Source organism: Streptomyces torulosus, from assembly GCF_001419765.1.
Lineage (GTDB): Bacteria > Actinomycetota > Actinomycetes > Streptomycetales > Streptomycetaceae > Streptomyces > Streptomyces torulosus.
The window spans coordinates 1-264 of the sequence record NZ_LIRK01000331.1; the positions used below are offsets into that span (position 1 = coordinate 1).

The 264-nt window shown below is 75.8% G+C and carries 1 protein-coding gene; it reads left to right on the forward strand.

Annotated elements, in window-relative coordinates:
* Window positions 1-264: S8 family serine peptidase (locus AOK23_RS50125; protein ID WP_420823732.1), on the forward strand; the 264-nt coding region annotated here is incomplete at both ends.

A 264-nucleotide genomic window follows, 5' to 3' on the forward strand; every position in this document is an offset into this window, starting at 1 on the left:
GCCTTCTCCCTGGCCCTCCTCCCCGCCACCGCGGCCCACGCCGACGGCATCCGGGACCAGCAGTGGGCGCTCGACGCGATGCACACCGAGGAGGCATGGCGGACGACCAAGGGGGAGGGGACCACCGTCGCGGTGCTCGACACCGGCGTCGACGACGAGCACCCCGACCTCGTCGGGAACGTCCTCCCGACCAGGGACCTGGTCGGCTTCGGGGCCTCGCGGGGCGACCGCTCCTGGGCCCGGCACGGCACCGCCATGGCCGGC